Origin of the sequence: Rhizobium binae (assembly GCF_017357225.1) — a bacterium.
GTDB classification, from domain to species: Bacteria; Pseudomonadota; Alphaproteobacteria; order Rhizobiales; family Rhizobiaceae; genus Rhizobium; species Rhizobium binae.
This window is the reverse complement of sequence record NZ_CP071606.1, coordinates 241,973-265,496: the sequence shown is the minus strand read 5'-3', so window position 1 is coordinate 265,496 and position 23,524 is coordinate 241,973. Positions and strand designations below refer to the sequence as shown.

Below are 23,524 nucleotides of genomic sequence, written 5' to 3'. Positions count from 1 at the left end.
TTCCCTGCATTTTGTCGCCAAACCAAGTTTTCACAGGCAGGTTCCGCTGGGGTGGAGCATATTAGCAATTGGGATTAAGACGGCATCGATTGCCTCGCTCGGGCGTTTAAGAGGGCGAATGGGTCTGGATCGGCAGATGACGTATGCCAACGCAGTCATACGGAGGCGACGCTGTGACAAAAATCGCGCAAACAGATACCAGGAACAAGTTGCTGCGAAGGCTTCCAGAGGAGGCGTTCGATCTTATCGCATCAGACCTGAAGCGCGTTGATCTTCTATTCCGCCGCCCGCTTGTTGAACCTAATCGACCAATTGAGCACGTTTGTTTTATCGAGAGCGGCCTGGCTTCAATGGTGGCCGTGGCTTCGAACGGAATAGGCATCGAGGTAGGTCAGATTGGATACGAGGGGATGAGCGGATATCCGGTGGTGCTCGGCGTCGATCGGATGCCAAACCGCGCTTTCATGCAGATTTCAGGGGTCGGCCTAGAACTGCCCACCAGCCGCTTCCTGCCGCTTTTGCGCGACGAAGCAACTCGTCTGATCTTTCTCCGCTACGTTCATACGCGGGAACTGCAACTGGCTTACTCGGCTTTAGCGGCGGGCCGATACAACATGCATCAGCGCGCCTCGCGAGATGGCTGCTTATGTGCCATGACCGTCTTCTCGTGGACGATATGCCTGTTACTCACGAGTTTTTGGCGTTGATGCTTGGCGTGAGGCGATCCGGGGTCACAGACCATCTGCATATCCTGGAGGGCATGCGCGCCATCAAGTCGACGCGAGGGAACGTCAAGATTATGGACCGCCAGATTCTGCTCGATGTTGCAGATGGTTGTTACGGCGCTCCGGAAGCCGAGTACGAACGGCTTCTTGGGTCCCCGTCGTCAGACGATGCAAGGCCGGCAAGATTGAAGGGGCGTGGAGTACGTGGTCCGGATCTACGGTCGATAATCGATAAACAGCCTCAACAAACTATCCTCATCCTTCACGCCGTGTTGATACGACTGAATAATCCGAGAGGCGAGGTCCTGGCGCTGCGGATCCGAGGTGATCTGTCTTCACCGAGACGACGACGTGATCGAAGACCCTTTGGCTGAGGGCCACTTCGGCTTCATCAAAACGGTCTGAGTTTGAAATTCCTGGGACAGGATCATAAAGCCCTTACTCCCCAGCTCTTAGAGAACATGCCATCACCACTCAACTGCCGGCAAACGGCAATGGTTTTCCATAGGCGATAGATAATTACCCATAGATCGTGCCGGGTCGTGTTTGTAGCCGTAGTCCGGGCACCTTCATGGCTACGCCCATGGCCACCGGCCCTACGCCGGTTAACGCTCAGGCAACAAAAAGAGGCCCGCCTCAGCGGGGGGAATGCTTCGGCGGGCCAGTTTTCCGAAGCGATCTTCACGCCTCGAAGAGAGATAACCCTTTCAGCGCCCATGACGGCGACCGCAACGATCATCTTTAGGATCTTCCTCCTTATTGCGGATCCGCCGACTATCTCTAGCCGTGAAGACAATCAGGGCATCGTTTTTCAGGAGACATCTTGCGCTTGTTGTCTTCGTCATGAAATCGAGATCTTTCCGTCCCTTCAGAGAGGTCCGCCGGCCAGTTGCCAGAAGGAGGTGCCGCTGCTTCCAGAAGTCAGAAGCGGACGAATCCCGACGGTAACGCAACTTCGATAAACACAACGTGTGCCCGGTACTCGAAACAGAGGTTCGCAGCCTCAATCACCGCCTACGGCCTGACATGAGCACCAAGATCGACCAATTTCTCCTTAGACTTAACTCCATGGCTGACTGTTTCGGCCTTGACCGGATAAAAGCCTCTATTCGTTTTGAATAGAAGCCCATCCCCCTCACGCCGCATCTCGTATGTGTTTGCTATGACTGGAGCGTATTTGCGCAACGCAAAGGCAACCACCAGCACTGCCATGAACATTATCATCGCGGTCGCAAAGACAACGAATATATATCGCCTTGCTATGGCGCCTCCCCCGTACCATCGGTTCGCCGTGTCTAGCCTGAAAGTCGGTCCCTATTTCGTCTCAGGAGGAGCCTCGGGAACTCGAAAGATCACCTTTCGAGGCCGTTCGCCCTCCTTCGTGACGAGCACCACAATCGTGCATCGGTCGTCGTGAGGGCGGATCGACAGCAGACGCCCACCGTTGTTCGCCAGGATTTCCTCCGCCGCCTCGGCACAGTCAACGATTTTCGCCTGCGCCACAAGAACCTCCCGGTGACCGCCGAACGCTACAAGAGAGAAGAGCAAAGACGTAGCGCCAATCATCGTTGCCATCAGCCTCCTCCCACTCTGCCTGTTGGCGAAAAAGAATTCCATCCGCCAGCGTACGGCACTACATCGAGGCACTCGACGCCCTCGAAAGCTCCCCCCGCAAATATCTGATTTCCTCATGCACGATCCGCTTGTCACCCCCCACCACCGCCTGCCAGACGCGGTTGCCGAACTGGCATGTCAACCGCGTTATTCCATCATGCTGATTCGATCCGGCTTCAACCACGACCAGTATGAGGCCGAGGTTCCGGTATCTGTTGAAATCCTGCCGGTTAGCCCAAATCTGTCGGCGATCTCGTTGATCTCCAGGACGAGGTCGTCCGTCGTTCTGGCTGAAAACATTCGCTACCGGTCTCCCATCACGAGCGGTCTGAAACTGGTAACTTTTTACAGGATGCCGGACGGAAAGCCGCCCGAGTCAAGTTTGACCGCAATCGTCAAACTGCCATCTGCGCGTGCCCAGTTGCTCTCATCGAAGGTGCCATTAAATGCCCTTGTTTCTCATCGAAAATTGTTCCGTGAACACCACACAACTGGCCCCACCAGTTATCCGCCCATGGACATCCCAGGGGGGCTTCGACCCGCAGACTATATCATGCCATGATATGAATAAAGGACTTTATCGAATGAGTTCCGCAAAAGCCGCCAGGTTCGCAGAAGACAGCGGGATATCCGCCCAAACGCCTGATCTCGACCAGCGCGTTTACGAAGGGCTGGCGGGAATGAGGCTGGCGAGGAGGCGGTTTCTCTCTTTCAGTGAAACTGCCCTTTCTGCTGCACGGGTCACCTCCCAGCAATATCAGGCTTTGCTGGTGATCAAGGTTGGCACGATGATCACGATGGGAACGCTTGCCGAGCAGATGCTGCTGCAGCATAACGGTGCGGTTCAACTCGTCGACCGGTTGGCTTCGGCCGGTCTCGCGCAACGCATCCCATCTGTGGAAGACAAACGCAGTGTTTTCATTACCCTTACATCGGAGGGAAAAACTTTGGTCGAGGCGCTGGCGAAAGTCCATTTGGAGGGAATGCTCGCTAATGAGCCATTGCTCGCGGAATCGCTAACAATGCTGCGCAGCTTGGCGCTGCTCGGCTGATCGGATCACCTGAGGGCCGAGGTAAGTCTGTCACCCTCGGCTCGATGCCAAACCGCCTCAGCAAGAGCAACCGAACTTGGCGGTTATTGCTTGGCTTCGCATCCACTTCTGCCGGCCAGACTAACGGATCAACGCCGCCCGTGATGCTAAAAATTTAGCTCGCCTGTTAAGCCCGCGTTTACCCTTTCGGCCTTGGATGCGCCTGTCGCCCAGCCGGTCTGAGAACGACAATCTCAATAACCAGCGGCCGCCGGAACAGCTAAACATGAAAACCATATTCCCTTCCTTCGCGATCGTCGTACTCACCGCGTCCGCCTCCCTTGCCCAGCCCAACTTGATCAAGAAGTCTGATGACTGGAATGTATTCTCCTATCCTTCGGGGTGGAAAGAATGTCTGCTATATGCTGACGGTACCCATTCAGTCAGAGCCGGCAAACGTTGATCACGGCGGCAACTATTTCATCGTCGCACCCGGCGGCGACAAGGTGAAGTATGAGCCCCAGGCGCGTTTTGGATATCAGCTGAAACCAGATACGAGGGTCCAACTGGAAATCGGTGACAAGACCTTCTGGTTGTTCACCAGGGGCGATAGCGCCTGGATGCAGAACGAAGCGCGCGAGCCGGAACTGGTGGAAGCCATGCGCGCCGGCGCGGAGATGGTTCTGAAGGCAACCTCTCGACGCGGCACCAACACAAGCTACAGTTTCTCGCTGGACGGATTTACCGCGGCGATGAATGCCGTCGATGCATGCGGATCGCGATAAATCACCAAGTTCGGCGGGATCAACGGTAGGTCTGCGATTTCGCCGAATACGTCCGGGAAAGTGCCCTGTCTTTAAAAAGTTGACGTGTTCTCCCCAGCCATTATATCATCTCGTGATATATTGACTTTGAGGAAGCCGCATGAGCGAAACGCAACCGGGCGGATGGCGGGACCATCGGCCAAGCAAGCGTGCCTGGGCGTGGTCCATGATCGGCTCGTCGGCGCTGACCATGTTCATCGGATTCACCTGGGGTGGATGGCTGCCCGTTGGCCGCGCTTCCGTCATGGCCGATATAGCAGCGCGAAATGCCCGCGCAGCGCTTGTCGCGGAGATCTGCGTTCACAACTTCGTATCATCAGCCAACGCCATAGAAAACCTGAACGCTCTGAAGTCGGCGTCATACTGGGAACGTGATCGCTTTATCGAAAAGGGCGGATGGATCACCATAGCCGGCGTGAAAAAGCCAGGTGCGGACGCCGTCGATCGTTGCGTCGACACGCTCGCCACTATGAAGGAGATTCCCGCTCAAGGCGGCACCTTTGCAAAAAATGAGCGGCCGGGCATGTCGGAGTGACGTCGTAATCCCGCAATCTGAAATTCGAGGACTGACAATACCGCATATTGCGTCCGAGATCGCATGGGGGTGGCCATCGGATGAAAATAGCGATCAACGGAGCCGGAATTGCCGGACCGACACTGGCCTATTGGCTCTATCGCTACGGCCATGAGCCCGTGCTGATCGAGCGGGCTTCGTCTCTGCGGTCCGGGGGGTATATCATTGACTTCTGGGGGCCGGGATATGAGGTGGCGTCGATGATGGGAATCCTGCCTCGACTTCACGCACTTGGATACGAGGTCGAGCAAGTGCGTTTCGTCGGTAGCGACGGACGGCAGCGAGGTGGATTTCCCACCGATACAATACGACGAACGCTCGAGGGACGCTTTGTCAGCTTGAGGCGCAGCGATCTGGCGGCCACAATTTATAGAGCGCTCGACGGCAAGGTCGAAACGATTTTTGACGATAGCATTGCGATGATCGACGACGGCCCTGCCGGCGTGCATGTGAGCTTCGACCATCACGACGACCGCATGTTCGACATTGTCGTCGGCGCCGATGGTCTCCATTCGCGTGTCCGGGAGCTGCAATTCGGGTCGGAGAGACAATTCGAGGCTTATCTTGGCTACAAGGCTGCGGTTTTCGAACTGCAGGGCTATCCGTTCCGCGACGAGCTGGCCTATGTCAGCCATGCTGAACCCGGCAGGCAAGTCTCCCGGTTTTCCATGCGGGATGGCTGGACACTCTTTCTTTTTGTTTACAGGGATCCCGATGCGACCGACATCGCGCCCGCCCACGAGGGACGCAAAGCGGCGCTGCGAAACGCCTTCAGCGAAACCGGCTGGGAGTGTCCGCAAATATTGAAGCGAATGGATGACGCAGCCGAGATCTATTTCGATCGCGTCAGCCAGATCCAAATGCCCAGTTGGACCAAGGACCGCACTGTTCTTGTCGGCGACGCGGCGGCCTGCGTGTCTCTGCTTGCCGGCGAAGGATCGGGATTAGCGATGAGCGAGGCCTATGTGCTTGCCGGCGAACTCGCGCGAGCCCAAAATCATCCCTTGGCCGGCCTTGCACGATATGAAACGCGCATGAAGCCCTACCTGCTGGACAAGCAACGAGCCGCACAGCGTTTCGCCTCGTCCTTCGTGCCGCAAACCGCTTTGGGAATCACTTTGCGCAATCTCATAAGTTCTCTCTTCACCTTTCCTTTCGTCGGAAATCTTCTTTTGGGCCGGCAATTGCGCAGCAAATTTGATCTCCCGCACTACGATCGCGGCCAGTTGCAAAATGGGAGAGCTGACCAACCTCCAGGCTCATTGCGCTAGCTTGCGTCGCGCCTGTCTGTTCATCTCAGGTTCATAATTGACAGAAATCCTAATCATCGGCAAAGTATCACGGCATGATATAGAGAGGATTGACGTGGCTCGGATCGTTTTTCTTGCGGCGACATTTGCCGTCTATGTCGTTGTCATGTTTACGCTGGCGTCGATTCCTGGCGTAGGGGACACTGGAAACCGCCGACGCGAGCAACGTCGCAATCGTCAATTGATCGATCCGATAATCATCGGTTTTTAGGAGCCGCTCGGCACCGCTCGCCATGGAAAGCAGAATATGAACCGTTGCGCGTCCTGATCCATTCCGATGCAAAGCCATTTCAGAGAACCGATGCTCCTTCGCAAGATAATTATAAAATGCTTCGTGTCATTGGCAGCAATTGTTTCACCGCATAGCACTTCAAATGCTGCGTCCTTCCAGGCTGCTCCTTCGAGTTGGGAAGCAAAAGGACGCGAAACCGGTCTGCCGGTCCCGCGATTCGTTTCCCTGAAGGCGAACCGGGCACGCATGCGTGTCGGTCCCGCCTTCGAATACGCCGTCAAATGGATCTATCAGGCGCCAGGCCTGCCTTTGGAGATTACCGAGGAATACGGGAACTGGCGGCAGGTTCGCGATTGCGACGGCATTTCCGGATGGATGCATCGTTCGCTGCTTTCGAACCGCCGCACAGCGATCGTCGGCCCCTGGCTCAAGGACATGGCGGCCTTGAGAGAACAGGCGCGCGCCGGCAGCACGGTTGAAGTCAAACTTGAACCGAGAGTGCGCGTTCGAGTTCTTTCGTGCTCGCTTTCCTGGTGCGACGTGAGCGTCGATAAGGATCAGATCAGCGGCTTCATCGAAAAGTCGTCTCTGTGGGGCGTTTATCCCAAGGAGGACTTGCTTTGAGGTATCGGCGATCCATTTCGCAAGCTCCTCGATTTGGCCGGCCGCAATGAAATGCCCGATTGTTTGCGGCTCGACTGTATCTTGCCAAATGCCAATGCTTGGAAATGGCCCGCAGCTTTCCCGCGGAACGCAACGCTTACGCCGGGTTTCCAGCAGAATTGAATTGCAAGCTTGTCTCTTCATCGGCTGGCGCCCTGCTGCAGCATATCATCCAATCCAAGGTGATAGCCTTGCCCATCCGACCGCCTCGGAAGCGATCGCCGTTGCGCTTGCACGCATCCGCGCCTCCGGACATTGTTGGGGAAAACGACGACGCAGCGATACTGCATCAACTACTGGATGCTACATTTTCCTTTGACAGAGAAAGCTATCATTTGAACTCCAGGCAAATGCCGGTTGACGATACGGAATTCGAAGATGGATCCGGTCACAAAAGTGCTCCCGCGCTCGTACTCGGCGCGCTTGGCGTGGTCTATGGCGACATCGGTACGAGTCCGCTCTATGCCTTCCGCGAGGCGCTTCATGCGTCGGGACAGACTGAAGGGCTGGTAGACGGAGCACAGATCCTCGGCCTCTTGTCGATGATCGTCTGGGCGCTCACTGTCATCGTCTCGATAAAATACGTGGGGTTCGTTCTGCGTGCCGACAATAGGGGAGAAGGCGGCACGCTGTCACTCATGACGCTCGCGCGAGAGAGCGCTGCCGGTAGGCCCGTATGGATTCTCATCCTCGGCGTCATCGGCGCCTCACTTTTCCTCGGCGATGCACTCATCACGCCGGCGATCTCCGTGCTTTCGGCTGTCGAAGGCTTGCAGGTCGTTGCACCTCAGCTATCCAATTGGGTCGTACCTGTCACGGTGACAATCCTTGCCGGTCTCTTCTTCGTTCAGCGCTTTGGCACGGGAGGTGTCGCGGCGATCTTCGGCCCCATCACCGCTTTGTGGTTTCTCGTTCTCGGCCTTACCGGCGTCATCCATATTGCCGAGCATCCAGGCATTTTGGCCGCCATAAGCCCGCATCATGCAATCGGCTATCTCTTCAATCATTCAGGCATCGCCGTCATCGTTCTCGGCGCAGTGTTCCTCGCGGTCACCGGCGCGGAAGCACTCTATGTCGATCTCGGGCATTTTGGCCGCCGTCCGATCATCACGGCATGGTTTGGGCTTGTCTTTCCCTGCCTGCTGCTGAACTATTTCGGCCAGGGCGCCTTCGTCTTCACTCATCCGGAACAGGTCGCTCATCCGTTCTTCGGCATGCAGCCGGACTGGGCGAAACTGCCGATGGTGATCCTTGCGACGCTCGCGACGGTCATCGCAAGCCAAGCCGTGATATCGGGTGCCTACTCCCTCATCCGACAGGCGATGCACCTCAATTTGCTGCCGCGCTTCGACATCAGGCATACGTCGGAGACGCAGGCGGGCCAGATCTTCATGCCGCAGGTGAATCTGCTGCTTTTCGTTGCAGTGGTGATCCTCGTCATCAACTTCCGCAGCTCCAGCAACCTCTCGGCGGCTTACGGCATTGCCGTCACCGGTGAGATGCTTATCACCGCGGTGCTGCTGTTCGTCGTCATGAGAAACATCTGGCACTGGAGCCTCCTGCCGACAATCGCGGTGACGATTCCGCTGCTTGCCATCGACACCAGCTTCTTCATCGCTAATGCGGCAAAATTCGCCCAAGGGGGATGGGTGCCCGTCGTGGTTGCGTGCACCGTCGCCGTACTGATGCAAACCTGGGTCTCGGGCCGAAAGCTGCTGGCAGAACGGACGCGGGCCGATGAAGTGCCGCTCGAAGGGATCCTCGGCAGCCTCGCCCAACGCCAGGTGCCGACGGTGCCTGGCACGGCCGTCTTCCTGACCAGCGACATCGAGGGAGCGCCGACGGCGCTGCTTCACAGTCTCAAGCATTACAAAGTGCTGCACGAGCAGAATGTCATCCTCGGCGTAATGACCTCCACCTCGCCTTACATCGCCGACGAAGACAAGATCTTCCTCGAAAGCTTCAACCCTCGCTTCAGCCGCATGATCATAACCTTCGGCTATATGGAAACGCCAAATATTCCTCGCGCCCTCGTGCTCGCCAAGAAGCTCGGCATGAAGTTCGACATCATGGCGACCAGTTTCTTCCTCTCCCGACGAACGCTCATCCCCTCCGCGAGAAAAGGAATGCCCTTCTGGCAGGACCGAATTTTTATCGCACTCGCCAAGAATGCCAGCAGTGCCACTGAATACTTTCACCTGCCGACGGGCCGTGTCGTCGAACTCGGCATCCAGGTCGCGATTTGACGACGAAGAGGGATTGAGACGCCCACGGCGCGTCGTAGCGGCGACATCGCCGCGCCCGCACCTCTAGCAGCATCGTCTCGGCCAACACCAGGAAGGGCGATGTCTATGATTTTCCTGCCGAAATCGGCGGATTTCAAGAATTTGATGGTCTAGCTTGCCAATATGGCGTGTGCTGCGTGCGCTGCGGGTTCCCCCGAAATCGACGGAGACTTCGATCAATCTTCCACCAGGGATCGTGACCCGGTGTCTTTGCCGATCGCCAGAGGGCGAATCCAGTCCACCCTACGTCAGTTCCTCGACAACGAGGCGTCCGGCGGCATTGTTCTGATGGCTGCCGCTATCCTGGCGATCATCATTGCCAACTCCTCCCTCGCCGAGGTCATATCACGCCAGAGTGCAGACGAGACACTCGCGAGACTGGTTGCGACCGACGACGACAAGGCGCTTGTTTCCTGCGGGCTTGTCATCGAGGCCGTGTGCGAAGACATGAGTGTCAAGGCCGAGGTATTTTCCCGCCTGGATGCGATCATGCCGCGCGAGGCGGTGCTTGCCACGAACACATCCTATCTTGATGTGGATCATCTCTCCGCAATAGCCGCTGATCGAACGCGCGTGTTAGGCCTGCATTTCTTTGCGCCAGCCCATGTCATGAAAGTTCTCGAAATCGTTCGCGGAAAGAAGACCGGCGGCAGAGCGCTGGCGACGGGCGCGGCGCTCGCCAGACGACTGAAGAAAATTGCCGTTGTCGCGGGTGTTTGCCACGGATTTATGGGCAACAGTATGATGGCCGCTTATAGACGCGATTGCCATCGTATGCTGCTCGAAGGTGCGCTTCCGCACCAAATTGATGCGGCCATGCGCGACTTTGGTTCGCAATGGGAATTTTCGAGGTGCAGGATCTCAGCGGCCTAGATATCGCATGGGCGCAACGCAAAGCGGCACCAGCATCGGGAGACGGCGCGGAGACTGCCATGCGTATCGCAGACAGGTTGTGCGAATTGGGCCGCCTGGGGCGAAAGACAAATAAAGGATGGTACGATTACAGTACAGGTGAAAAAACAATAGATCCGGTAGTCGCGCGCCTCGTCGAGGAGGAACGGGCGCGAACAGACAGCAAAACGAGAAACTTCTCCGGCGACGAGGTCATGGAGCGCATTCTTCGGATTATGCAGCAAGAGGGGCAATCGATATTGGATGAGGGAATTGCCGAATGTGCGCCTGACATCGATGTTGTGATGCTGACGGGTTACGGGTTCCCGCGCCATCGCGGCGGCCCGATGTACATGGGAATCTCTGAAGGCCGTTAACCTCACGACCCCAAGGCCTACCAAGAGGGGGACCAACCTTCGGTCAGCGGAACATACTCTGCTACGGCTCAACCAAAAATTCTTATGCTCCGCGTATTGCGGGCTTGGATCGGCCCAACCGCGAGCGGCTCCCGGTTTGTCCATCCTAACCGATGCCATCCTAGCGCCGGCGGAGCGGGAGCCTTCCAACCCATTGATTTCGGACTGCTCTTGTTCTGACCGCAAGTCAGCGGCGCGATCTCTTGAACCCAATGGACAAGCACGTCTACGAGCTGCGTGCGAAGCACAAAGTCCGAAATTCGATCCTAATAACAATTGCTTCGCTGCTACAGCTCGGTGTGATTGACTCTTGTAAAATATCACGACATATTATAGCGCATCAGCGAGGGCAGATATGGGAGAACCGTTGCTGACACGGCTCTAGGAGGAGAGAACCATGAGGAAAGCTATTAGAAGTATTGCGCTTGCGACAACGACTGTTCTCGCGACAGTCGGCTATGGCGGCGTGATCCTTGCTAAGGACAAGGTGACATTCGCCGCCGCGGTTTTCGCCGAGGCCGGTCGCGGTGATCGGGTCCGCGCCTGGGTCGACACCTTCAACAAAAGCCAAGACGAAGTAGAGGTCGAGCCGGTCGCCATTCCATTTTCAAGCCTGGCTAATACCGTCTTCACGCAGATGGGCGGCGGTGGAGGGCCGGACCTTATCCGTTTTGACCAGACCGACTTTTTCGCCGCCATTCCGTCCGGCCGGCTTCTGCCCCTCGACGGTCTGATCAACGAGGGCGATTTCAAATTTCTCGCCCCCGACCGCTTCATGAAGGTCGGTGACAAGCGCTACGGGCTGCTGTTCGATACGACCGGTTACGCGCTTCTTTACAACACAAAGCTCGTCGCAAAGCCGCCTGCTGATTTCGAGACCTTTTTGAAGGCCGCGAAGGAGCAAACGAAGGATGGCCATTTCGGCTATGCCTATCGCGCCACCATGGCCGAACGCGCCGGTTTCTGGCAGGACGTCACGAACTTCGTCTACGGTTTCAAGGGTCGCTGGAGCGACGGCAAGGGCAAGCTGACCTTAAATAGCCCCGATGTGGTTGCCGGTATTGCCGCATACAAGGCGGTCTATGATGCCGAAATCATTCCGAAGGGGGCCGATGCAGCCACCTATCGCCGCATGTTCTGGGAAGGCAAGATCGCGATGAACGTCGATAATGGTGGTGTTGCTGCCATCTTCAACCAGAACGCGCCGGATCTACCATTCAAGGTCGCCCCGTCGCCTTTCCCGGACAAAGCTCAGGGTCTGATCATGACGGCGCTCGTCATCAATGCGAACTCCAAGCAACCGAAAGCCGCCGCCAAGTTTCTCAACTGGGCCTATGCTCCCGCGAACCAGAGCGCCCTCTTGCAAGCGATGGGAACCAATGTCGGCACGGACGTTGCGCTGACGCCGGAACAGCTCGCCGCACGCCCCTGGCTTGCCGCCTATGCAAAAGCGATGGAAAACGCGCTTCCGCAGGTCGTTCCCGGTTTTGAGGACAAGACGCCGGAAATTCAGCAGATCGTGCTCGAGCAGGTCCTGCAGGTGCTTCAGGGCGGGGTCGAGCCGCAACAGGCTATGGACAAGGCACAGGCGCTGGCCGAACGGCGCGTCCGGCGCTGAAAACCTTCAACAACGGCGGTGACCCGGTGATCGGTCACCCCTTCCTAAGCCGCGTCACTCGGACAATGACGCTCGCCTGTGAGGAGAAAGGCAATGGCCGAACTGCATCCGCCAGAGGCCCGTCTCGACGGAAATCCTTGGACTCCCTATCTTTTTGCCGCACCGGTGGCGATCTATCTCATCCTCTTTCAGTTCTACCCGCTGGCGCAGGAATTCTATCTCAGTTTCACGACGACCGATTTGCTGACGCCGAGCGACAATCCCTTCGTCGGGCTGGATAATTATGCCTTCCTGTTCGAAGCGGGCGATTTGCGCAACGTGCTCTGGATCACAGCGATCTATACGATCTGCTGTGTGGTGTTTGCGGTTGGCTTCGGCCTTCTCGCCGCTCTGCTATTGGATGCGCCTTTTATCGGGCGTGGCGTCGCGCGTGCGCTGGTGACAGTACCGTGGGCGGCCCCGTCCGTGGCCGTGGCGCTGGTCTTTACCTGGATGTTCAATGCGCAATACGGCATTTTCAACCATGCCTTGCGGGCGTTATCCTTGCCTTTCGGTTCAGAGAACTGGCTGGACAACCCGTTGCTCGCGCTGCCGGCCATCCTGTTCACAACGGTCTGGCAGATCTTCCCCTTCTCGTCGGTGGTCATTCTAGCCGCCCTTCAAGGCGTGCCGCAGGAACTGCGTGAGGCCGCCGCCATCGATGGCGCGGATCGCTTCAGCATCTTCAAGACGGCCGTGTGGCCGACCATCCAGCCGACCGTGTTCATGCTGGTTCTGTTCGTAACGATATGGTCACTGCGCCGCTTCGATCTCATCTGGCTGATGACCCAGGGCGGCCCGATCGGCGCAACCAATACGATGGTCATCGAACTCTACCGGCAAGGTTTCGTCTATCGCGATCTCGGTTCGGCCGCAGCCATCGGCATGATCGGGCTCACCGTCGCCCTTGTTGTCACCGTCATCTACTTCAAGGTCACGCTCGCCGCCGAGCGGGCGCAAGGGAAACGCTGATGAATGCTTCGCCCCTTTCCCGTACACTGCGGCCTCTTGCCGTACTTGCTTTGCTCGGCCTTGCCGTTTTTCCAATCTACTGGATGGTAGTCACCTCGACGACACCCTCTTCGGAACTCTTCGCCCAAAGGCCGGGCCTTCTGCCCGATCTTGGCCAGATCGGCATCTACGCCGATGTCTTCCGGACGATCCCGGTCGCCAGATGGCTCTGGAACAGCTTTGTGGTCGCCGCCGGAACGACCGTATTAAGCATTCTGCTCGCCATTCTGCCCGCTTACACGCTGTCACGCTTTCGCTTTGCGGGCCTTGCCGTGCTCGGATTTGCGCTGTTCGCCACCCAGATGTTGCCCGAGGCCATGCTGGTGGTGCCGCTCTACGCGATCTTCGGCAAGCTTTCCCTGCTGAATTCCCTGCTCGGCCTCGTCCTCGCCAATACGGCCTTCGTGGTGCCTGTTATCACCTGGATCATCAAGGGTGCCATAGACGGCATTCCCCTGGAGGTGGAGGAAGCGGCCCGGATCGATGGCTGCGCGCGCATCGATGTCGTGCTGGCCATCGTCCTGCCGCTCATCGCGCCGACGCTGGCTGCGGCTGCAGTCATCGCCTTCTTCCATGGATGGAACGAATATGTCTTCGCCCAGACGCTGATCAGCAGCGAGCAGTTGCGTACCGCCTCGGTCGGTCTTGCAAGCTTCGTCGGTGAACTGTCCACGCCCATCCATGCGGTCATGGCTGTCGGCGTCATGTACACGCTGCCGGCCGTCGTCTTTTACCTCTTTGCACAACGTTACGTGGTCGCCGGCATGACGGCAGGCAGCGTCAAGGGTTGACCGGAGTAAACCATGTCCTCGATTAGCTTCAAGAACGTCACCAAATCCTTCGGCGCCAAGGAGGTCATCCGCGACATCGATTTCACGGTGGATGACGGGGAATTCCTCGTGCTCCTCGGTCCGTCCGGCTGTGGAAAATCCACCCTGTTGCGCATGCTGGCCGGGCTGGAAGCAATCAGCAGCGGCGAAATCGTCGTTGGTGAGCGTCGGGTCGACCGATTGCCGCCCGGCCAGCGCGACATGGCCTTCGTATTCCAGTCCTATGCACTGTATCCGCATCTTTCGGTACGCCGGAATATGACTTTTCCGCTTCTGATGCAGCAATTTCATTGGTGGTACCATCTGCCGGTCATCGGGCGAATGGCGCGCAACCGCATTGAGAACGGGCCGGACGTGGTGGCAAAGGTCGAAAAGACGGCGCGCATTCTCGCGCTGACCGAAATGCTGGACCGCTTTCCACGGACCCTTTCCGGCGGGCAGCGGCAGCGCGTCGCGCTCGGCCGCGCCATGGTCCGCGAACCGCAGGTCTTCCTGATGGACGAGCCGCTTTCCAATCTGGATGCCAAGCTGCGCACTTCCATGCGCAGCGAAATCACCGCGCTCCATCGCGAGATCGGTGGAACCTTCGTTTATGTCACCCACGATCAGGTCGAGGCGATGACGATGGGCACGCGCATCGCGCTGATGCGCGACGGGGTGATCCAGCAATTCGGCACGGCCCGCGAAATCTACACCGATCCGGCGAATACCTATGTCGCCAGGTTCATCGGCACGCCGCCCATGAACCTGATCCATGCCCGGCTCTCCCAGGACACGGTGACCTTCGGCGGCAGCCAGCTTCGCCTTCCGCAGACCTTCGGCGCGCCGGCCGACATTCTTTTCGGGATCCGGCCGAATGCAATTTCGATCGGCCCGAAGGCGGGCGCGACCCCCGGCCGCGTTGTCATGGTCGAGCATATCGGCGCGGAATCGGTGATCGGCGTGCGGCTCGACGAAGCCCGCACGGCCCATGAGGCCGATCAATCCATCGACGCCGTCATGATTACCGTGCCGGGCTATACGGATCTCACGGTCGACGATGTCGTGGGGCTAAGCTTCGATCCGACGCAGGCTGTTGTCTTTGCCGCCACGACCGGAGAGAGGCTGCGCGGATGAGGCAGGGCTCGACACACGGGCTGTCAACCCATGATGGGTTCGATGGTGCAGTCGAGGACGGTCGGATCGATGTCGCGCTCGATCTGATCGAACATCGCCTCGACAAACTCGATAAGCTCGTCAGAGGCGGCAACAGCCTGATCGATATGCCGCGTCGCCACGGCATCAAGGATCGCCAAATGCGCGTCGATGCTGCGCAGCACGCTTTGCTCAGCGCCGATATGCAGGTGGTGGATCCAGCCGATGCGCCGGAAGATCGTGTGCAGCGGCCGCAGCGTATGTTCGAGGAACGGCTCGGCGGCGGCCTGGAGGATAAGCTTGTCAATACGGCTGTCAAAGGCGTTGAACTCGGCCATCGTCATGGCATCGCGATGACTGCGCATTGTGCGCGCCACATGCATGATCTGCGTGCGGTGGGTCGTCGTCGCCCGCTCGACCGCCAGCCGCAGCACAAAGCGTTCCAGATCTTTGCGAAGCTGGAGCAGCATCCGTTCGCGGGCGAGATCGATCGGCGCGATGCGCACACCGTGGCGGGGGTGAATGACGACCAGCGTGTCCGTCGCCAGCCTGCCGACGGCGTGATAGATGGGGGTGCGGCTGCTGCCGGTCATGGATTGCAGATCCTGGATCGACAGGAACGAGCCGGGCTTAAGATCGCAATTGATAATAAGCTGTTCAAGCCGCTCATAAGCGACCTCCATCAGGTTGATCTGGCCACGGCCGACCGTTCCCCCCGCGGATTTTTCCCTGCTCCTGCGCTCGCTCATGCCAAACCTTCGCGTTGTCGACGACCGGGACGGTCGTTACCGGCGATATGTAACATATCAAGAAATATCTCAATCCACCATCAATCCGCCGCGGCCGCCTGCCGCGAGACCAGTATCGGATAATCATGCCATGAAAATCACCGCCATTCGCACCTTCCGGCTGGAAGAATTCGCCAACGTCCTCTGGGTCCATGTGGAAACGGATGTCGGCATTATCGGCCTCGGCGAGACCTTTTATGGCGCCGGCTCCGTGGAGTCCCATATTCATGATGTTCTGGCGAACCGGCTCCTCGGCCACGATCCGCTGCATATCGAGGCGTTGTCTCGGGAACTGGTCAATCTGCCCTTGGCGCAGGCCTCCACCGGCGCGGAATATCGCGCCGCCTCGGCCATCGATCTTGCGCTGTGGGATATTTTCGGCAAGGTCTGCGGCCAGCCCGTGCACCAGATGCTCGGCGGCGCTTGCCATGCGCGCGTGCCAGTCTACAACACCTGCGCGGGCTACGGCTATGTCCGCTCCAACCGCATCAAGCCCGTCGACACCTGGAACATGGGCGCGGGCGACGGTCCCTATGAGGATCTCGGCGCCTTCATGTCCGATGCCGGTGTCCTCGCGGAAAACCTGCTGGAGAACGGGATCTCCGCCATGAAAATCTGGCCGTTCGACCCCGCAGCCATCGAAAATGACGGGCGTTTCATTACTGCAGAGCAGATGAGGACGGCACTGTCGCCCTTCGAGAAAATCCGCAAGCGCGTCGGCGACCGGATGCGGATCATGGTCGAGTTCCATTGCCTGTGGAACTTGCCGACAATCAAGCGCATTTGCCGTGAACTCGAGGCCTTCGATCCGACCTGGTACGAAGACCCGATCCGCATGAATTCTGTATCCGCCCTCAGCGAACTGGCCACCTCCACCTGTGTCCCGATCTGCGCCTCCGAGACGCTGGGATCGCGTTTCCCCTATAAGGATATGCTCGAATCGGGCGCCATCGGCATTGTGATGACCGATCTCGTCTGGACCGGCGGCCTGACCGAGGGGCGCAAAATTGCAGCCCTTGCCGATACATATCACCGCCCCTACGCGCCGCATGATTGCACCGGGCCGGTGGCCTATGTTGCGGCCGTTCATTCTTCCTTCTCCCAGCCCAACACGATGATCCAGGAATCGGTGCGCGCCTTCTATACCGGCTGGTACAAGGAACTGGTGACCGAATTGCCGAGGATCGTGGATGGCCACGTCCTGCCGATGGAAGGACCGGGTCTCGGCACGGAACTGCTACCGAGCGTGTTCGAGCGCCCCGACCTTTCGACCCGCTATTCGGAGGTGTGAGATGTCCCTCAATCTTTTCGATCTATCAGGCCGGACGGCCCTCATAACGGGGTCCTCCCGCGGTCTCGGCCTCTCCATCGCGCAAGGCCTGGCCGCCGCCGGCTCAAAATTGGTGCTGAATGGCGTCGATCCCCATCGTCTCGATGAAACTGTGGCGGCTCTGCGAGCCCAGGGAATATCGGCGGAGGGGCTTGCCTTCGACGTGACAGACGAAGCGGCAATCATCAATGCGTTTCAGGCGCTCGACGCACGCGGCATCGCCATCGATATTCTCGTCAACAATGCCGGCATACAGTTCCGCAAGCCAATGCTGGAACTGGAAACCAAGGATTGGCGACGCGTCATCGACACCAACCTCACCAGCGCCTTCATGATTGGCCGGGAGGCGGCGCGGCGCATGGCGGAGCGGGGCTTTGGCAAGATCATCAACATCGGATCCCTGACTAGCGAATTGGCCCGCGCCACCGTCGCCCCCTATACGGTAGCAAAGGGCGGAATTAAAATGCTGACCAAGGCAATGGCAGCAGAATGGGGCGAACTCGGCATCCAAGCCAACGCCATCGGTCCGGGCTACATGCTTACCGATATGAACGAAGCCCTCGTCAACAATCCGCAATTCGATGGCTGGGTGAAAGCCCGCACCCCCGCCCGGCGATGGGGAAAGCCCGAGGAACTGGCCGGTACCGCCGTCTATCTCGCCTCCCCGGCTGCGGATTACGTCAATGGCCAGATCATCTATGTCGATGGCGGCATGATGTCCGTTCTCTAGTAGCCAACCACTGAAAGGCAAAGCCGTGCGCGCCGTCGTTCTCCACGCCCCAAAAGATCTCCGTGTTGAGGAATATGCTCTGCAAAAACCCGAGCGCGGGGAAGTGCGCGTCGCCATCAAAGCGGGCGGCATTTGCGGCTCGGACCTCCATTACTATAACCACGGCGGCACGGCGGCAATTCGCCTGCGCGAGCCGATGGTACTCGGCCACGAAATTGCCGGCGTGATCGCGGAGATCGGTGAAGAGGTCAAAGGAATGGCCGTCGGAACGCGCGTCGCTGTCAATCCCAGCCGGGCATGTGGTGATTGCCAGCAGTGTCAGGCAGGCAGGCAAAACCACTGTGTGAATATGCATTTTATGGGCAGCGCAATGCGCTTTCCACACGATCAGGGCGGGTTCAGGCAGAGTGTGACCATACCGGCAGTACAGGCAATCCGACTTGAAGGCGACACCTCCCTGGAAGAAGCCGCCATGGCCGAACCCCTCGCGGTCTGCCTGCATGCCGCCAGGATTGCTGGCCCTCTGCTCGGCAAGCGTATTCTGGTGACGGGCGCAGGCCCGATCGGCGCTCTGGTGACGATACTCGCCCGTCTCGGCGGGGCTCGCGATATCGTCGTGACCGATCTCAGCACCTTCCCTCTCGACATTGCGAAGAGCTGTGGGGCGACCCGCATCATAAATGTGCGTGACGAACCGGATGCACTCGCAGCCTACGCTGCCGGCAAGGGTCACTTCGACCTGTGTTTCGAAGCATCCGGAAGCGCTGTGGCTTTGCAGCAGGCGCTGCCGGCGATGGTCCCTCAAGGAACGGTCGTGCAACTTGGCCTTGGCGGAGAATTTGCGCTCCCGATTAACGCGGTCATCACGCGCGAAGTCCGGCTGCTGGGATCCTTCCGCTTCCACCACGAATTTGTCGATGCCGTCAATTTACTCGGCAGTGGCATGATTGATGTACGCCCGCTGATCACGGCCGTCTTGCCATTTGAAGAGGCGACGGCAGCGTTCAAACTTGCCAACCAGCGTGATAGTGCGCTTAAGGTGCAAATCGCATTCTAAGGCAGTGGATAAAGATTTGCGGAGGCAAGTCCTAACCGCTGACGGAACGCCATGTGAGCGGCGTTCTTGTAGAGACCGTTCATCGTTTCGGCGAGCGCGTTGTCGTAGCCGTCGCCGACGCTTCCGACAGAAGGCTCGATGCACGCCTCGCCAGTCGCTCCGAACACTTGATCGAGACGTATTGGACACCGCGATCGCTGTGATGGACGAGGCCGCCGCCATGAACGGGACGCCGCTCATGAAGGGCCTGCTCATTCGTTGCCTTTTCCGACGTGTTGGAGGTTCGAAAGCGGTGAATGCCTCAGTTCCGCGCTTTCGACTTCCATACCCTTAGTGCTTTTTCATGGGGTGCTGCGAGCGGGTTGGATGCAGTTCGCCGGGGTACCATCCGACGAACGGGAAAGGGTTACCGGTTATGAACCGATGCAGGCATTACATCGTCGGGGATCGGGCACAGATAGGCTTTGCCGCTGGTCTTTTCCTGCCAATCGGCCGTCACGGCCGCCAGGAGGTCGGATGACGAAATCAAGGCGAGGCCCGTCGTCGCAAGCGTCTTGGCCGCATGCGCCATGGCCTTGTGCGCGGCCGGGCTTTTTCCCTGCGCGACGACCTGCCAGGTATGGGGACTGGTGCCAATCGCCCAGGCCGGCGCCCAGCATTGCGCGGTCGGTGTCACCCAGCTGACGTCGCCGACATCGGTCGATCCGGCCCGGAAATGCGATTGCCCCTCGAAATCGCGCAGACCGGTGTGCAACGGCGTCGAGCCATCGACCCTGGCATTGGAGAACACGTCGCCCTTGATTTGATAGAGGCGGATACTGCTCGTGATCGCTTCCAGTGTGAAGGTGGCCTGGATTTTCCTGGCGAATTCGATATCGGCCTCGTCGAAGGCGATCGGCCCGAGCGCGACCATGTTCTCGTGCATCGCCGTTTCCAGCGTGATGTTGGGAAGAAGGTTGGTCGAGGCGGTGTCGAACACGATCTCGACCTCAGTTTCGGTCATCATGGCCGCACCGCGTGCAACTTTCTCGACGCGTCCGGCAAGCGCAAGCGCCTGCGGCATGTCGGGCGCCCGGATCAGATAGAGAACTTCGGCGCTCGCCTGCACGACATTGGCGGCCCTGCCGCCGGTGTCGGTGATCGCGTAGTGAACACGACAATCCTGCGGCATGTGTTCCCGCAAGAAATTGACGCCGACATTCATGAGTTCGACCGCATCGAGCGCCGAACGGCCGAGATGGGCGCTGTTGGCGGCATGTGCCGCGACACCCCTGAAGCGATAGTAATATTCGAGAACGGCAAGATTGTTCGTCGAGCGAACCCCGTTGAACGGAGCCGGATGCCAGGTCAGGGCGGCATCGACATCATCGAATGCGCCGGCGCGAACCATGAAGGTCTTGCCGGAACCGCCCTCCTCTCCCGGGCAGCCGTAATAACGCACCGTCCCGGGCAGATTGTACTCCTTGAGGTGGCGGGCAAGCGCAACCGCCGCCATCAGCGACCCGACGCCAAGCAGATTGTGCCCGCAGCCATGGCCGGTCGCTCCCACCGTTGCAGGACGAGGCTCGGCCAAGTTGGCGGCCTGGCTCATTCCTGCGAGGGCATCGAATTCGCCGAGGAAAGCAATCACCGGCTTGCCGCTGCCTAATTCGCCGATGAAGGCGGTTTCCATGCCTGCGACGCCGCGACGCACGGCAAAGCCGTTCTCCTCGAGCGTCCTTGCCAGCAATTGCGAGGAACGCCGCTCCTCGAATTTCAGCTCCGCAAATTCCCAGATGTGGTCGCTGAGGGCGATATAATCCGGTTTCATCTTTTCGATCGTCGCGACAATGGAATTGAACGCGTCAAGATTCATGGCATTTCCTCGCTGTCTGTCCTGCCGCCACAGGGACGTGTTGCACGGGACCCGGCAGGGTTGCCTGCCGGATCTCCTGTTGACTGTCGCCGTGGGATCACGGCGCCCGACCCACCGGGCGCGGCAGTTCAGGCTCAATTGTCGAGCGAAACTTCCCAAAGACGGGCATTCGATTGCCAGACGGGCTGGCCCTTCAGCTTCTTGGTCGCGCCCCAGACATCGACCATGTCATAGAGGAAGATGCCCGGCATTTCCTTGAGCATCAGCGTGTGAAACTCGTCGAAGATCGCCTGACGCTTCGTCTGGTCGGGCTCCGAATAAGCGGCCTTCATCAGCTCGACTGCTTTCGGGTCATCCCACATCAAGGACGCGTTCTTGTCCTTGTTGCCGACATAGAAGCCGTACATCAGCGCCGGATCGAGCCGCGGCGCGACCGATTGCGAGATGACCTGATAGTTGCCGGAGCGACGGCGATCGACCTGCGTCGCATAGTCGAGCACCTCGATCTGCACATTGAGACCTGCCTGCTGCATCATCGCCTGCGCCATCACCGCGGCGGGGAAGCTTGGCACGTTGCTGCGCTTGTTGGCGATGATGGTGATCGGCTCGCCCTTGTAGCCGGCTGCCGCGAGCTCCTTCTTTGCTGCGTCGAGATCGTAGGGCAGATGCTGCTTCTGGACATCGTCGAAATAGAGCGAATCCTGCGAAACCATCGAACCGTTGGCTGTACCGGTACCATTGGACGCGGCCTCGACGAGCTGGTCGAGATCGAGGGCCATCGCCATGGCCCGGCGCACGCCGGGATTGCCCAGAAGCTTGTCGCGCGTCTGGATGTAGAAGAGGTTTTTGCCGTTGTTGCGCGCCACGATCAGCTGCATCGTGTCGCTCGTCTTGAATTCGGGAATGAGATCCGGCGAAATCTCCGCGGTATCAAGCACGCCGGACTGAAGGCCGGCCTTTACGGTCGAAGCATCGGGAATGACCATGAATTTGATGCCGTCGACGAGAGGGCGCTTGGAGCCGACCATGCCGTCGGGTTTGCCGTCATTCTGGGGCGAGACGTAATCGTCGAACTTGGCGAGATGGATATACTCGCCCTTCTTCCATTCATCCCATTTGAAGGGACCGGTGCCGATCGGCTTGATGAAGCTTCCGTCGGCGCCGACCGATTCCGGCGAGATCATCCCGGTGTAACCACATTCGGGGCGCGACATCAGGCCAAGGAAAACCGCCGATGGCTTTTCCAGCGTGATGGTGACTGTGGAAGGATCGACTGCCTTAACCCCGGTGACATGGACGTTGCCGCTGCCGTCGAAATCGGGAAGGCAGGTCCATTTCGTTTCGGGCTTGAGATAGCGGTTCCAGTTCCACACGACCTCATCGGCGGTCAATTTCTTGCCGTTGTGGAATTTGACGTTGTCACGCAGTTTGAAGCTGTAGGTCAGCCCATCGGCCGAGACGTTGAAGCTCTTTGCCAGCAGCGGCTTGACCTCGCCATTGTTGGCATAGCCGACGAGCCCTTCGACAATATGCAGGATGACGCCATCGGTATTGCCGTCGCGATTGACGCCCGGATTGGCGCTGCGCAGATCGGAACTTTGCGCCACGACGATGTCGCGGGCATCGACCACGCCGGTCATCGCCATCAGCATGGTGCCGGCAAGAAGAAGCTTATGCATTGTTCTACCCTCTTTTTGGATTGTCAGGATTGGAGTTCATCCCAGCAGGCGCGTGAAAGCCTGCCGATGGTTTCAAGCGCGACCGTATAGCCGGGGGTGCCGTCCGGCATTTCCTGCGGCACGTGGTCGGTATAGGCGGCGATGATGTAGAAGGGGGAGCCGTCGCAATAGACGATACCGGCATTCATGCGACCGCGCTTTCCCGTGCCGCCCTTGTGGGCAACGAGCACGCCGAATGGCAGCCGGGAGGGAATGGCATAACGCAGGATCTGGTTCTTCAGGGTTTGAAGGGCATAGGCGCACAACGCCTGCGAGCAGCCGAGCCGGTCGGCGGCCTCCCGCGAATCCTGCGCGTCCAGGATGGTCTGCAGCAGATAGACCTGATCGCGCGCCGTCGTCGTGGTGACTGCCTTCAATGAATGATCGGGCGACAGCGCCAAGGGAGGGATGAGGAAGCGATGGTTGGTGCCCGTCATGCCGATCGACTTGCAATAATTGTCGACCTCTTCGAGCGTCAGCCTTTCGAAGACCATCTTGGTGCAGACATTGTCGCTCAGCACCATCATGCCGGTGATGGCATCGCGCAGCGATATGACGATACCGGGGCTGAGATAGCGGAACATCCCGCTCGCCACTTCCTCGGCGAAACGCTTTTCGTAGGTGATCCGTTCGTCCAGATCCAGGCGGCCTTCATGCGCCGCCTTCAAGGCCGCCATCATGATCGAGGTCTTCCGGGTGCTGGCCGAGGGCGTTTCCTCGTCGGCGCCCCTGCCGATCGTTTCACCGCTGCCGAGTGCACGCACCATGAAGCGCGTTACGAACGGCTGGGCATCGCAGATCGCGTTCAATCGCTCCGCAAGCTTCCCGGATTCAATCATCGTCGTCATA

General features: G+C 58.7%; 20 protein-coding genes and 3 pseudogenes. 16 read left to right on the top strand and 7 right to left on the bottom strand.

Going from position 1 to position 23,524, the window contains the following annotated elements; translation table 11 throughout:
• Positions 1–173 precede the first annotated feature (173 nt).
• Positions 174–922 (top strand): annotated as a pseudogene (locus tag J2J99_RS25785) (Crp/Fnr family transcriptional regulator); the annotation flags it as partial.
• A gap of 1,117 nt (positions 923–2,039) precedes the next feature.
• Here the strand turns inward: J2J99_RS25785 and J2J99_RS25780 are convergent.
• On the bottom strand, positions 2,040–2,300 hold the full coding sequence (locus J2J99_RS25780) for a hypothetical protein (protein WP_168301347.1): 261 nt from the start codon (positions 2,298–2,300) through the stop codon (positions 2,040–2,042).
• Positions 2,301–2,415: 115 nt separating this feature from the next.
• On the opposite strand from J2J99_RS25780, the gene J2J99_RS25775 reads away from it, so the two are divergent.
• The 5 genes from J2J99_RS25775 (at position 2,416) to J2J99_RS25755 (ending at position 6,039) form a co-directional block, all read left to right on the top strand.
• Positions 2,416–2,901 carry a hypothetical protein gene (locus J2J99_RS25775; protein WP_168301348.1) on the top strand — a complete coding sequence of 162 codons (486 nt, stop codon included), beginning with the start codon at positions 2,416–2,418 and terminating at the stop codon, positions 2,899–2,901.
• 22 nt (positions 2,902–2,923) lie between these two features.
• Positions 2,924–3,391 carry a MarR family winged helix-turn-helix transcriptional regulator gene (locus tag J2J99_RS25770; protein ID WP_168301349.1) on the top strand — a complete coding sequence of 156 codons (468 nt, stop codon included), beginning with the start codon at positions 2,924–2,926 and terminating at the stop codon, positions 3,389–3,391.
• A 401-nt stretch (positions 3,392–3,792) separates the two neighbouring features.
• The gene (locus tag J2J99_RS25765; protein WP_246735437.1) at positions 3,793–4,155 is read left to right on the top strand and encodes an invasion associated locus B family protein; all 363 of its coding nucleotides are present in this window, start codon (positions 3,793–3,795) and stop codon (positions 4,153–4,155) included.
• Positions 4,156–4,294: 139 nt separating this feature from the next.
• Positions 4,295–4,729 carry a hypothetical protein gene (locus J2J99_RS25760; protein ID WP_168301350.1) on the top strand — a complete coding sequence of 145 codons (435 nt, stop codon included), beginning with the start codon at positions 4,295–4,297 and terminating at the stop codon, positions 4,727–4,729.
• A gap of 80 nt (positions 4,730–4,809) precedes the next feature.
• Positions 4,810–6,039 carry an FAD-binding domain gene (locus J2J99_RS25755; RefSeq protein ID WP_168301351.1) on the top strand — a complete coding sequence of 410 codons (1,230 nt, stop codon included), beginning with the start codon at positions 4,810–4,812 and terminating at the stop codon, positions 6,037–6,039.
• 67 nt (positions 6,040–6,106) lie between these two features.
• Here the strand turns inward: J2J99_RS25755 and J2J99_RS25750 are convergent, their stop codons facing one another.
• Positions 6,107–6,367: a hypothetical protein gene (locus J2J99_RS25750; protein WP_168301352.1), complete on the bottom strand. Its 261-nt coding sequence runs from the start codon at positions 6,365–6,367 to the stop codon at positions 6,107–6,109.
• 12 nt (positions 6,368–6,379) lie between these two features.
• On the opposite strand from J2J99_RS25750, the gene J2J99_RS25745 reads away from it, so the two are divergent.
• The 7 genes and pseudogenes from J2J99_RS25745 (at position 6,380) to J2J99_RS25710 (ending at position 15,179) form a co-directional block, all read left to right on the top strand.
• Positions 6,380–6,934 (top strand): SH3 domain-containing protein, encoded by a 555-nt coding sequence (locus J2J99_RS25745; RefSeq protein ID WP_168301353.1) that lies wholly within the window; start codon positions 6,380–6,382, stop codon positions 6,932–6,934.
• Positions 6,935–7,308: 374 nt separating this feature from the next.
• Positions 7,309–9,219, top strand: coding sequence for a potassium transporter Kup (locus J2J99_RS25740; RefSeq protein ID WP_425526066.1), 1,911 nt, complete (start codon positions 7,309–7,311; stop codon positions 9,217–9,219).
• 162 nt (positions 9,220–9,381) lie between these two features.
• Positions 9,382–10,526 (top strand): annotated as a pseudogene (locus J2J99_RS34755) (3-hydroxyacyl-CoA dehydrogenase family protein).
• Between the two features lie 436 nt (positions 10,527–10,962).
• Positions 10,963–12,183, top strand: a complete 1,221-nt coding sequence (locus J2J99_RS25725; RefSeq protein ID WP_168301356.1) for an extracellular solute-binding protein — start codon at positions 10,963–10,965, stop codon at positions 12,181–12,183.
• Positions 12,184–12,276: 93 nt separating this feature from the next.
• A complete protein-coding gene (locus tag J2J99_RS25720; RefSeq protein WP_168301357.1) occupies positions 12,277–13,194 on the top strand; it encodes a carbohydrate ABC transporter permease in 918 nt (305 codons plus the stop codon).
• The gene (locus J2J99_RS25715) at positions 13,194–14,024 is read left to right on the top strand and encodes a carbohydrate ABC transporter permease (RefSeq protein ID WP_168301358.1); all 831 of its coding nucleotides are present in this window, start codon (positions 13,194–13,196) and stop codon (positions 14,022–14,024) included. Before J2J99_RS25720 ends, J2J99_RS25715 begins: the two co-directional genes overlap by 1 nt.
• A 12-nt stretch (positions 14,025–14,036) precedes the next feature.
• Positions 14,037–15,179, top strand: coding sequence for an ABC transporter ATP-binding protein (locus tag J2J99_RS25710; protein ID WP_168301359.1), 1,143 nt, complete (start codon positions 14,037–14,039; stop codon positions 15,177–15,179).
• 23 nt (positions 15,180–15,202) lie between these two features.
• Here the strand turns inward: J2J99_RS25710 and J2J99_RS25705 are convergent, their stop codons facing one another.
• Positions 15,203–15,880: a GntR family transcriptional regulator gene (locus J2J99_RS25705; RefSeq protein WP_246735438.1), complete on the bottom strand. Its 678-nt coding sequence runs from the start codon at positions 15,878–15,880 to the stop codon at positions 15,203–15,205.
• Between the two features lie 196 nt (positions 15,881–16,076).
• Between J2J99_RS25705 and J2J99_RS25700 the strand changes: the two genes are divergently transcribed.
• Genes J2J99_RS25700 through J2J99_RS25690 form a run of 3 tightly spaced genes read left to right on the top strand, consistent with a single transcriptional unit; the run spans position 16,077 to position 19,102 of the window.
• Complete coding sequence (locus J2J99_RS25700; protein WP_168301361.1) at positions 16,077–17,276, top strand: mandelate racemase/muconate lactonizing enzyme family protein; 1,200 nt, start codon at positions 16,077–16,079, stop codon at positions 17,274–17,276.
• A 1-nt stretch (position 17,277) separates the two neighbouring features.
• Complete coding sequence (locus tag J2J99_RS25695) at positions 17,278–18,045, top strand: SDR family oxidoreductase (RefSeq protein WP_168301362.1); 768 nt, start codon at positions 17,278–17,280, stop codon at positions 18,043–18,045.
• Between the two features lie 25 nt (positions 18,046–18,070).
• Positions 18,071–19,102, top strand: coding sequence for an L-idonate 5-dehydrogenase (locus J2J99_RS25690; RefSeq protein ID WP_168301363.1), 1,032 nt, complete (start codon positions 18,071–18,073; stop codon positions 19,100–19,102).
• 65 nt (positions 19,103–19,167) lie between these two features.
• Here J2J99_RS25690 and J2J99_RS25685 read toward each other — a convergent pair.
• The 4 genes and pseudogenes from J2J99_RS25685 to J2J99_RS25670 form a co-directional block, all read right to left on the bottom strand.
• Positions 19,168–19,355 (bottom strand): annotated as a pseudogene (locus J2J99_RS25685) (IS3 family transposase); the annotation flags it as partial.
• A gap of 153 nt (positions 19,356–19,508) precedes the next feature.
• Complete coding sequence (locus J2J99_RS25680) at positions 19,509–20,957, bottom strand: M20 family metallopeptidase (RefSeq protein ID WP_168301364.1); 1,449 nt, start codon at positions 20,955–20,957, stop codon at positions 19,509–19,511.
• Between the two features lie 134 nt (positions 20,958–21,091).
• Complete coding sequence (locus tag J2J99_RS25675; protein ID WP_168301365.1) at positions 21,092–22,636, bottom strand: ABC transporter substrate-binding protein; 1,545 nt, start codon at positions 22,634–22,636, stop codon at positions 21,092–21,094.
• A gap of 23 nt (positions 22,637–22,659) precedes the next feature.
• Entirely contained in the window at positions 22,660–23,523 is an 864-nt protein-coding gene (locus J2J99_RS25670) for a serine hydrolase (protein WP_168301366.1), read from the bottom strand.
• Position 23,524: the final 1 nt, after the last annotated feature.

Excerpts from the sequence above, each read along its gene's own strand:
- J2J99_RS25780 (WP_168301347.1), bottom strand. The coding sequence starts at position 2,300 with ATGGCAACGATGATTGGCGCTACGTCTTTGCTCTTCTCTCTTGTAGCG.
- J2J99_RS25775 (WP_168301348.1), top strand. The coding sequence starts at position 2,416 with ATGCACGATCCGCTTGTCACCCCCCACCACCGCCTGCCAGACGCGGTT.
- J2J99_RS25770 (WP_168301349.1), top strand. The coding sequence starts at position 2,924 with ATGAGTTCCGCAAAAGCCGCCAGGTTCGCAGAAGACAGCGGGATATCC.
- J2J99_RS25765 (WP_246735437.1), top strand. The coding sequence starts at position 3,793 with ATGCTGACGGTACCCATTCAGTCAGAGCCGGCAAACGTTGATCACGGC.
- J2J99_RS25760 (WP_168301350.1), top strand. The coding sequence starts at position 4,295 with ATGAGCGAAACGCAACCGGGCGGATGGCGGGACCATCGGCCAAGCAAG.
- J2J99_RS25755 (WP_168301351.1), top strand. The coding sequence starts at position 4,810 with ATGAAAATAGCGATCAACGGAGCCGGAATTGCCGGACCGACACTGGCC.
- J2J99_RS25750 (WP_168301352.1), bottom strand. The coding sequence starts at position 6,367 with ATGGCTTTGCATCGGAATGGATCAGGACGCGCAACGGTTCATATTCTG.
- J2J99_RS25745 (WP_168301353.1), top strand. The coding sequence starts at position 6,380 with ATGCTCCTTCGCAAGATAATTATAAAATGCTTCGTGTCATTGGCAGCA.
- J2J99_RS25725 (WP_168301356.1), top strand. The coding sequence starts at position 10,963 with ATGAGGAAAGCTATTAGAAGTATTGCGCTTGCGACAACGACTGTTCTC.
- J2J99_RS25720 (WP_168301357.1), top strand. The coding sequence starts at position 12,277 with ATGGCCGAACTGCATCCGCCAGAGGCCCGTCTCGACGGAAATCCTTGG.
- J2J99_RS25715 (WP_168301358.1), top strand. The coding sequence starts at position 13,194 with ATGAATGCTTCGCCCCTTTCCCGTACACTGCGGCCTCTTGCCGTACTT.
- J2J99_RS25710 (WP_168301359.1), top strand. The coding sequence starts at position 14,037 with ATGTCCTCGATTAGCTTCAAGAACGTCACCAAATCCTTCGGCGCCAAG.
- J2J99_RS25705 (WP_246735438.1), bottom strand. The coding sequence starts at position 15,880 with ATGGAGGTCGCTTATGAGCGGCTTGAACAGCTTATTATCAATTGCGAT.
- J2J99_RS25700 (WP_168301361.1), top strand. The coding sequence starts at position 16,077 with ATGAAAATCACCGCCATTCGCACCTTCCGGCTGGAAGAATTCGCCAAC.
- J2J99_RS25695 (WP_168301362.1), top strand. The coding sequence starts at position 17,278 with ATGTCCCTCAATCTTTTCGATCTATCAGGCCGGACGGCCCTCATAACG.
- J2J99_RS25680 (WP_168301364.1), bottom strand. The coding sequence starts at position 20,957 with ATGAATCTTGACGCGTTCAATTCCATTGTCGCGACGATCGAAAAGATG.
- J2J99_RS25675 (WP_168301365.1), bottom strand. The coding sequence starts at position 22,636 with ATGCATAAGCTTCTTCTTGCCGGCACCATGCTGATGGCGATGACCGGC.
- J2J99_RS25670 (WP_168301366.1), bottom strand. The coding sequence starts at position 23,523 with ATGACGACGATGATTGAATCCGGGAAGCTTGCGGAGCGATTGAACGCG.